The 3,529-nt window shown below is 64.4% G+C and carries 3 protein-coding genes and 1 pseudogene; 1 reads left to right on the forward strand and 3 read right to left on the reverse strand.

The window, feature by feature from the left end; translation table 11 throughout:
- A partial coding sequence (locus CAG34_RS27240) for a hypothetical protein (RefSeq protein ID WP_143516551.1) occupies nucleotides 1–1,029 on the forward strand: 1,029 nt, incomplete at its 5' end.
- A 112-nt stretch (nucleotides 1,030–1,141) separates the two neighbouring features.
- On the opposite strand, the gene CAG34_RS29540 is transcribed toward CAG34_RS27240, so the two are convergent.
- The 3 genes and pseudogenes from CAG34_RS29540 to CAG34_RS27250 all read right to left on the reverse strand — a co-directional run.
- Nucleotides 1,142–1,882, reverse strand: coding sequence for a methyl-accepting chemotaxis protein (locus tag CAG34_RS29540; protein ID WP_371858063.1), 741 nt, complete (start codon nucleotides 1,880–1,882; stop codon nucleotides 1,142–1,144).
- 114 nt (nucleotides 1,883–1,996) lie between these two features.
- Nucleotides 1,997–3,073 (reverse strand): annotated as a pseudogene (gene mcpA, locus CAG34_RS29545) (methyl-accepting chemotaxis protein McpA); the annotation flags it as partial.
- A gap of 97 nt (nucleotides 3,074–3,170) precedes the next feature.
- Nucleotides 3,171–3,529 (reverse strand): LysR substrate-binding domain-containing protein (locus tag CAG34_RS27250; RefSeq protein ID WP_218191914.1); only part of this gene is annotated, 359 nt, incomplete at its 5' end.

The raw sequence follows: 3,529 nt of genomic DNA on the forward strand, positions 1-3,529 counted from the left end.
GGCGTGATCGTGGGGGAGGGGTTCGCTTCGGGGCGGGAACTGTTGTTGTTCTTTGTCGATTTCGGTGTGTGGGGGCTGGTCGGTGCGCTGGTCAGCGCAGCCTTGTTCACCTTCCTCGGCATGGCCCTGGCGGGGCTGGGCAATCGCCAGCAGGCCACTTCGCACAAGGATGTGATCCAGGCCATCTGCGGCCGTCACCTGGGCCTGTTCGTCGACTGGCTGATCACCTTTTTCATGTTTGCCGTCACTGTGGTCATGCTGGCCGGTGGTGGTGCCTTGCTGGAGCAGCAGTTCGGCATCCCGGCGCTGGCCGGCAGCGTGCTGGTGACGCTGGTTGTGGTGGGCATCGTATGCCTGGATGTGCGCAAGGTGATCCTCGCCATTGGTGCCATCACGCCGTTGCTGATCCTGGTGGCCTCGGCGATTGCGTTGTACGCCGTGTTCAGCCGGGAGCAGAGCTTCGCCCAGCTCGACCAGCTGGCCAGCCAGCAACAGGCGGGCACCCGTCACTGGCTGCTGGGGGCGTTCCTGTACGTGTCGTACAACATCGTTGCCGGCGCGCCGATCCTGGCCATCCTGGGCGGCTCGGCCAAGGGCGAGAGAACCGCGGTATGGGGTGGCCTGCTTGGTGGTGCAGCACTGGGCGGGCTGATGCTGGTGATGAGTGCCGGGCTGTTGTCGCGCCTGGACAGCGTGGCTGACCTGCCGATGCCGATGCTGTCGATCGCCAACGAAGTATCGCCACTGCTGGGGCTGGTGATGTGCCTGATCATCTTCGGCATGATCGTCAACACCGCGGTGGGTACGTTGTTCTCGTTTCTCTCGCGGCTGATGCCGGCTGGGACGGCGAAGTTTCGCTGGGGCTCGGTGGTGACCGGGGTGGTGGCGTTCGGCTGCAGCCTGGTGGGGTTCATCAGCCTGGTGGGTGAGGTGTACCCGCTGTTCGGCTACCTGGGCTTCGTGCTGATGGCGGCGGTGCTGCTGGCCTGGGTCCGGCGGAGCAAAGTGGTTAAAGCGGCGGTGGCGTAGGGGGCTGCTGCGCAGCCCGATCGCGACACAAGGCCGCTCCCACAAGGATCGCATGGCACCTGTGGGAGCGGCCTTGCGTCGCGATTGGGGCGCAGAGCGCCCCCCTGGGCCATCAGATTCTGAAGCTGCCTACCAGCTGCTTCAGGCGCCCGGCCTGCTGTGCCAGTTGGTCGCAATGGCGCAGGGTCTCGTTGAGGTTCTCCACCCCTTGCTGGTTCAGGGCGTTGATCTGGGTGATGTCCAGGTTGAGGCTCTCGACCACAGCGGTCTGCTCTTCGGTAGCGGTAGCCACCGATTGGTTCATGCCATCGATCTCGCCAATGCGCTGGGTCACGCTGGCCAGGCGCTCGCCGGCCTCGTTGGCCACCTGCACGGTCTGCTCGCTGGAAACCTGGCTGGTGTTCATGGTGTGCACCGCTTCGCGCGAGCCTACCTGCAGGCTGGTGATCATGCGGTGGATTTCTTCCGCCGATTCCTGGGTGCGGTGCGCCAGGTTGCGTACCTCGTCGGCCACCACGGCAAAGCCACGGCCGGCCTCACCGGCACGGGCCGCTTCGATGGCGGCGTTCAGCGCCAGCAGGTTGGTCTGCTGCGAGATGCCCTTGATCACGTCGAGGATCTTGCCGATTTCGTCAGTGCTGGCGTTGAGCGTTTCGATTTGCGCGCAGGACTCGCTGATGCGCTGCGACAGGGCGGTCATGGCGCTGATCGCTTCTTCGACCACTTCACGGCCACCGTGGGCCTGTTCGCTGGCACCGCTGGCATGCTGCGAGGCATCGGCGGCGTTGCGGGCGATTTCCTGGGTGGCGGCACCCAGTTCGTTGATTGCTGCGGCCACGCTGTTGGTGCGCATGCTTTGCTCTTCGGAACCGGTGATCGACGCATTGGAGGCATTGACCACCTTTTCCGACAGGTCGTGCACCAGGCGGGTTGCCGAGGACACTTCGCTGATCGAGGCATGGATGCGCTCGACGAAGCGGTTGAACGAAGTGGCCAGTTCGCCGAACTCGTCCTTGTTCTGCACGGTCAGGCGGCGGGTAAGGTCACCTTCGCCCTCGGCGATGTCGCGCATGGCGCGGCCCATGGTGGTCAGCGGGCTCATAAGCACCGGGATCAGCAGGCCGAGCAGGCCGGCGATGGCAGCCACGGCGATCAGCATGGCGATGATCGCGGAGGTGCGGAACTGGCTGAGCGCGGCGTAGGCCTTGTCCTTGTCGATCGACAGGCCGATGTACCACTGTGCCGAAGGCAGGCCGGCCACCGGGGCGAAGGAGATGATGCGGTCCTGGCCATTGAGGGTGACATCCTGCATGCCGGCGGCGACTTGCAGGTTGCTGCCGGGGTAGATGTCCTTGAGATTCTTCATCACCTGGTCTTTGTCGGGGCTGACGATCACCTGGCCATTGCTGTCGGCCAGGAAGGCGTGGCCGATGCCGCCGAAATCGACCGAGTTGATGATCTCGACCAAGGTGTCGAGGGTGACGTCACCGCCGACCACACCGATCAGCTCGCCATTGCCCTTGCTTTTCACCGGCGTGGCGATGGTGACCATCAGGCCGCCGACAGCACCCTGGTACGGGGCAGTCAGCACGGTCTGCCCGGCGCTGGCCGCGGCGCCGTACCAAGGGCGCTGACGTGGGTCGTAACCGGCCGGCATCTGTGTATCGGGGCGCTGGGTGAACACACCATTGGCCTGGCCCAGGTAGGTGAACAGGAAATTGCGCGTGTAGGACGGCTGCTCGATCAGCCCGGCCAGAGTCTCGCCGGCACCTTGCTGGGCGATGTCCTGGGCCAGGTTTTCCAGGACCAGGATGCGCCCGCTCATCCAGTTCTGCACGCTGCTGGCGGTCAGTGCGCCGGACTGCTGCACCGAAGCTTCGATGTTCTGGCGAATGGTGTTGCGTTGCAGGTAGTCGTTGTAGAGCGTGAACAGGGCAAATGCCAGGACTACGACGCCGCAGGCGCTGAGCAGGATCTTGTGGCGAAATTTCAGGTTCATGTTTCGAGACCTTGGGCCAATGAGGGGAGGGCGCAGCGCGCTCATGACGCATTGCGCAACCTATCGTTCGGGATATCGGCTCAAGGGGTAAAAGATTGAAGTGCTTACAGAAATTTCTTACGGTCATTTCGACGGACGGCATTCACTGGCTACACAACTGCTCGATCAACAGGCGTGCAGCCTGCTGCAACGGTTGTTGCTTGCGCCAGAGGATGTGTACCGGCAACTGCAGCTCGTTGCGGGTGTTGCGAAAATCCAGGCGCACCAGGCGCCCGCTGGCCAGCAGTGGCGCGACTCGCGACAGCGGCAGGTCGCCCCAGCCCAGGCCGGCCTCCACCATCTGCAGGGCGAGGTCGAAGCTGTCGGTTGACCAGTGCGTGGCGCCTATCAACGGGCGTGGGTCGGCCAGCGGCAGGTCACGGCTGCGCACCAGGATCTGGCGCACCCGGGTCAGGTCTTCGAGGTAGTGGATACGCCCCTCGCGCAGGGCCGGGTGGGCGG

This window comes from Pseudomonas sp. B14(2017) (genome assembly GCF_002113255.1).
Classification (GTDB): domain Bacteria; phylum Pseudomonadota; class Gammaproteobacteria; order Pseudomonadales; family Pseudomonadaceae; genus Aquipseudomonas; species Aquipseudomonas putida_Z.